The following is a 6,000-nucleotide window of genomic DNA, read 5'->3' as shown; positions in this document are numbered from 1 at the left end:
GTATGGTAAAACCAGGTAAATTTAAGATAAGATTATGCTTGGGCACTTTAATCTCCATTTTGATCGCGAAATCAATAAGTTAGTTTAGACTAACTTGATTAAAGTGCCCCCTTATTTGGGGTAGAGCCAATTTTATTAGTGGGGTTCACTGATGCTAATGGAGCGATCTGTTTAATTACGACAGATCCTCAGGTTCCTAACGGGCAAAAGTTACATTAGGGTTGGGGGCAATGCCAAATAAAAAGCCTTAAATAAACTGGAGCTATTTGCTCAGCATTTTCCAAACACCACACCACTCTGGATCAGCGGGGTGTTCTTTTAATATACGGCAGCGGTCAATATAGACCTTCGATGGTTTATCCTTGGGGTGCAATTTTAATGCTGCTTCGAAGCTGGAAATAGCTTTATCCCAGTGGGCGCTGTTATACAGTTCAATGCCATTATTGAAATGATTGATCACCTCTATTTGGTGAGGGAATAATTTTTTATCATAATAATCAAGTACCTCATAAACAGAAACGGCTTTGTTCTTGCCTTTGACAATTACTTTATCGATGTGGCGCATGCGGTAGGTTGATTTCAGGCGTTCATAAGTAAATTCACTTATTAATATATGTGCACCATAATGTTTGCATAGTCCTTCGATTCGTGATGCAAGATTTACTCCATCACCAATTACGGTAAAGTCCATTCGTTTATTCGAGCCAATATTCCCGGCAACAATTTTATCCGTATTAAGACCTAGACTGTGATCGATAATGGGTAATTCTCGTTCTAGACGCTTTTGATTAAGTTCAGTTAGCGCATTCATCATGGTAAGCGCAGAGCGTAGGGCACGGTCAGGATCGTCATCATGCGGGAATGGATTACCAAAAACAGCCATGATGGCATCACCAATAAATTTATCAAGTATTCCTCCTTCATTTTGGATGCAATCGACCATTAGCGTAAAGTATTCGTTTAATAGTTTCACCGTTTCTTCAGCGCCAAGTGATTCTGAAATGGTGGTGAAATCACGGATGTCTGAGAATAAAACGGTAGCAACTGTACTTGTACCCCCTAACGAATAGTCGCTTGATTGCATTAATTTTTCTGCTAGGTCAGGACTCATATAACGGGACATGGTTGATTTCATTCGTTTTTCAGAACTAATGTCCTCAATCATGATCATTGCTCCTAAACGTTCATTATTGGCGTTAATTAAGGGGACAATGGTTATATTGGCAGTAATTTTAATATTGGCAATTTCCACTTCAACATCCATTAAAACATCTTGTTTCATCTTTGATGATTCATGGTTAATTAAGGTAATTTTTTCAATTAACCCATTTGTATCTTCTGGAAATAAGGTAGCAATATCTTTGAATATAAGTTTTTCTATGGAGTCGAGTTGCATTAATTTCATTCCTGCACGATTACAGGTTGCAATCTGATTATTTGTATTCACCGTTAATACCGCATTAGTCATACTTTCTAAGATACTTTCGTTGTAATTTTTAATGCTTTGTACTTCATCAAAAAGTTTTGCATTCTCTATAGACATGGATATCTGTGAGTTAATAGCGAGGAGTTGTGACTCATCATCGGAATTAAATTCACCGCGTCTCTTATTGAGTACCTGGGTAACGCCAATAATTTTGCCATTTTTATTTTTAACTGGTGCGGAGAGTATTGATCGTGTAAAAAATCCTGTTTGTTTATCAACAGCAGGATTAAATCTTAAGTCGGTGTACGCATGAGGAATATTAATTATATTGCCTGAGGTGAATGTGGAACCAGCAATCCCCAGATGATTGGGGAAACGTATTTGTTTCTTTTCTAAACCAATACCTGCTTCAGTAAATAATTCATTTGTTTTTTCGTCATTAATAAATAAAGTTGCGCGTTCTGAATCCAGCGCTCTGGTCACGGTATCAATGATTTTTTCTAATAATAAGGATAAATTAATTTCCGAAGAAACTCGTGAAATCGATTCTAGAAAATACAAGTCTTTTTGGTGGCAACTTTCGATGTGTTCAATGGTCATCTTGTTTTGAATCGCCATTGCCGCGTGTTCTGTTAGTGTTTGTACAAACTTGATATCGGACTCAGTAAAATCACCGTCGATTTTATTTAACATTTGGGTAACGCCAATAAGTTCACTATTAGCATTTCTTAAGGGAACACAGAGTATGCTTTTGGTTTTGAATCCAGTCATATTATCTATTTGTTTATTATGACGTTCATCCTCATCTACATTATCTAAGATAATTGGTTCATTCTTTGTAAATGTCCAACCCGCAAGGCCCGTAGTATTGAGTATTCTAATTTCAAAGTGCAAATCGCCTTGGGCAATAAATGAATATAGCTCCCCTGTTTGATAGTCATTCAAAAATATAGTACCGCGCTCACAGCCAATTATATGTACGGTTACATCAATTAGCTTTTTAGTAATTTCTTTCAAGTTGGATGTTGCTGATAAATCGCGATAGATTTCTGATAATAGGGTATAAAACTTTTTAGAACTCATATGTTTATAAGGCACGATATTTTGCATATTTATATCTCAATAACTTAAAAAACATGAAATCACTGAAGCTACTATTGATTAGTAGAATCATTAATTGCCATTTCAAGCTTTATTCTCATTTCTTTTATTGTTTCTTGTAATTGATAAATTTCGCTATTTTTTTCTTTTTTAATTTCCTCTATATTTTTAGATTTTTTGTCCTTATGGCTTCAAGCTCATTCCTTAACTCAACAATTGATATCTGTAGTTGGATGATAATTTGGTTATAATCTGAACGTTCTTTTTCGATTTTTCTTTGCATGTCCATATAATTTGATTCTAATTTCAGGCGCAATTGCACAATTATTTCTTTTAATTGTCTTATTTCATTTTCCATTTCTAATGACGACATTTTCTAATTCCCCAAATTGACTCGCCACTTATTGTAATCATTAATGCTTGGAGTAGAGACAAATCTCCAATTGTCTTTATTGGAATCAGTTTATTAAATTATAGTTCAATTTTTATGATTAATTAGAATAGGTGAGGAAATGGGCTGAGCTAAGCAACGTTTAGTCTTGAATCAGGCACAGGTTGGGATGAATTTAATTCAATAAATTGATGTAGATATAATGCTGGACTTTACAGCCCGGCCAATCACTGACGTTAAGTTAAGCTTTGTAGCCCGGATTAGCGCAGCGTCATCCGGGATTTTGGTGCACGGAATAACATTTTCCCCTGATTACGCTGCGCTAACCCGGGCTACGTTTAATAGGTTATACTTCTCAAAGCGCTTAACTTAATGGCATTGCTGCCAATACACAGGTTCGAGTTATACCGGGGGAAATAAATCCTGGAATTTGACTCTGGTTTTAAGGTGCAAGGCTTTGCGTCTTTTTTTCGATAAGTCGAATGCCTTGTAGATTATGATTGGAATTACAAAACTTACCATCCCAATATAGAATGCCCATTTATAAGTGGGATCCTTATTTAGCACTAGGAAAAAAAGAGCAATACACATCAGTATTATTGCCAAAATCCCTGTATAGGGGGAGTAGGGCGTTATATAACGCAGATTCGCTGTAGTATAGCCGGCTTGATACAATCTGCTTCTGAATCTAATTTGTGACGTGCACAATGAAATCCAGGCGAGAGTACCGGTAAAACCAGATACTAAAAGTAGGGCGATATATAGTTTTGTTTGCCCGAAGAAGTAACCAATACCTAAAAGAACCCAGATCATAATTAAGGTCGCAATGACCGCATTTTGTGGGATTGAATTATGGTTAAATTTAGCAAAAGTATGTGGTGCCATGCCATCACGTGCCAGTGCATTTAGAGCGCGTACGGTGCCATAAAATCCAGAATTAGCACAAGATAATGTCGCACTTAGTGTAACAAAACTTGTTACTATTCCTGCCCATTTTAAATCATACATATTAAGTGCATCAGCAAAGACCGAATTTGATAAACCTGCCTTTTGCCATGGGAAAATTAAAACGAGACAAAATACTGGGATAATATAGATGAACAGAATTCTAAAGGTCACATTACGAATAGCATGGGGAATCATGCGTGCAGGATTTTCAGATTCTCCTGCAGCAAGACCAATGATTTCAGAGCCTTGATAGTTAACCAGTAAAAGTACCATGGCGGTTAATAAGGACATGACCCCATTGGGTAGCATACCACCATCCCCCAAAATGTACTTACTACCAATAATGCCAGCCGGCTCACTGCCATGAACCAGGCCAAAGAAAATTAAAATGGATAAAATAACAAATCCCATCAACGCCATAATTTTAATTAAGGCCAGCCAGAACTCTATTTCACCGAAGGTATCTACTTTAGCGAGATTAATATAGGTAATTAATAAACCAAAACAAATAGCCCAGATATAGCCATTGACCCCGGTAAACATTTCCATGATGATTCCCCCCGCGACGCATTCCGCTGGAATATAGGCTACCCAGCTAATCCAATAGGACCATCCAACGCCGCAGGCAACAGACGGTGATATAAAATCGGCGGTATAGGTTACGAAGGAACCTGAAATGGGAATTGCTACCGCAAGCTCACCCATACACAACATCGTTAGAAAAATAATTAAACCACCGAGCACATAGGCTAGAAACACTGCGGGACCTACGAGATTAATTACCTCACCAGTACCTAAAAAATAACCTGAACCAATAATCCCACCAAGGGCAATTAGTTGAACATGTCGGTCTTTTAATCTTCGGCTGTAACCACTGTCTTTAATAGGCTTAGTTGTTTTTGAATTACGATTATTCACGGGCTGTTTATTTCTCACATTATTCAGTTAATGATGATGAAGCAATGCTATATTCATCCCCAATATTTTAAAACTTTTCGCACTTTAAAATGAGAAAAGTTGTTTACAGTAAACACCAATTTTAAAATAAAGCGCAGTAAAAAATGGCTTAATGGAATATTTTTGTGCATTCTTGACTATTTTTGACAAAAAATCAAGGGGGATTATAGGAAAAAAGATTAATTATACAATAATTCAGTACTGGCGTGTCTTATCACGCAAATTTAGCTAGATAACGGATGATAATTGTCGTTGAGTTATCTTGTAAAATATGAGGAGATTAATTTATGAACCTGGAACAATTTTCCATGACTGTTGAGACTGTAGGAAGAGGAACAACAGATATTACAGCAGAAATTGCCGCTGTTTTAGCAAATGCTACGATTCAACAGGGGCTATGTCATCTTTTTCTCCAACATACTAGCGCCTCATTAATGTTGTGTGAAAACTATGATGCTCAGGTTCGCCAAGACTTAGAAAATTTCCTGACGCGCCTAATCCCTGACGGTGATCCTCTTTTTAAGCATGTCATTGAGGGGGTGGACGATATGCCTGCGCATATACGTACCATTTTAACGCAGACAAGTCTTACTATTCCACTACAGAATAAAAAATTAGCTTTAGGTACCTGGCAAGGGATCTATCTTTATGAACATCGCTACCAATCGCATCAACGGCATCTGAAAATTACCGTTATGGGATGCTAATTGCATTCTTAGGTTGTACAATACGGCCTTGGTTGATTATTAGGAAAAAACATGCATACATTACCTCCATGCCCTAAATGTAATTCAGAATATACGTACGAAGATGGCAACCTGCTTATTTGTCCAGAATGCACCCACGAATGGGCAAAGGATGAAGCTGAAGAATCGCACGATGAAGCCCGAGTCATCAAAGATGCTAATGGTCAGATTCTACAAGATGGCGATACAGTTACGGTTATAAAGGATCTCAAGGTTAAAGGTTCCTCACTGGTAGTCAAAGTAGGTACGAAAGTTAAGAATATTCGCTTGGTTGATGGTGATCATGACATTGATTGTAAAATTGAGGGAATTGGCGCAATGAAATTAAAGTCACAGTTTGTTAAAAAAGGGTAATATATACGGATTGTCTAGTAGCCTGGCTGCTTGCAATGAATGGCATTTATTTAAGTGCATTTTATTCGGGTCTAGGC

5 protein-coding genes are annotated in these 6,000 nt (G+C 37.2%); 2 read left to right on the top strand and 3 right to left on the bottom strand.

Annotation, left to right across the window (positions count from 1 at the left end):
- Nucleotides 1-262: 262 nt before the first annotated feature.
- The 3 genes from LDG_RS06010 to LDG_RS06000 form a co-directional block, all read right to left on the bottom strand.
- A complete protein-coding gene (locus tag LDG_RS06010) occupies nt 263-2,536 on the bottom strand; it encodes a GAF domain-containing protein (protein ID WP_006870312.1) in 2,274 nt (757 codons plus the stop codon).
- A 151-nt stretch (nt 2,537-2,687) separates the two neighbouring features.
- The gene (locus LDG_RS06005) at nt 2,688-2,900 is read right to left on the bottom strand and encodes a hypothetical protein (protein WP_006870311.1); all 213 of its coding nucleotides are present in this window, start codon (nt 2,898-2,900) and stop codon (nt 2,688-2,690) included.
- A 420-nt stretch (nt 2,901-3,320) separates the two neighbouring features.
- Complete coding sequence (locus tag LDG_RS06000; protein ID WP_006870310.1) at nt 3,321-4,802, bottom strand: amino acid permease; 1,482 nt, start codon at nt 4,800-4,802, stop codon at nt 3,321-3,323.
- 308 nt (nt 4,803-5,110) lie between these two features.
- Here LDG_RS06000 and LDG_RS05995 point away from each other — a divergent pair, with 308 nt between their 5' ends.
- Nucleotides 5,111-5,530, top strand: a complete 420-nt coding sequence (locus tag LDG_RS05995) for a secondary thiamine-phosphate synthase enzyme YjbQ (RefSeq protein WP_006870308.1) — start codon at nt 5,111-5,113, stop codon at nt 5,528-5,530.
- A gap of 51 nt (nt 5,531-5,581) precedes the next feature.
- The gene (locus LDG_RS05990; protein WP_006870307.1) at nt 5,582-5,923 is read left to right on the top strand and encodes a zinc ribbon domain-containing protein YjdM; all 342 of its coding nucleotides are present in this window, start codon (nt 5,582-5,584) and stop codon (nt 5,921-5,923) included.
- The last annotated feature ends 77 nt before the right edge of the window (nt 5,924-6,000 follow it).

The organism is Legionella drancourtii LLAP12 (assembly GCF_000162755.2).
GTDB classification, from domain to species: Bacteria; Pseudomonadota; Gammaproteobacteria; order Legionellales; family Legionellaceae; genus Legionella; species Legionella drancourtii.
Note: the sequence above shows the minus strand (reverse complement) of the source record. Positions and strands in the feature narration are given on the sequence as shown.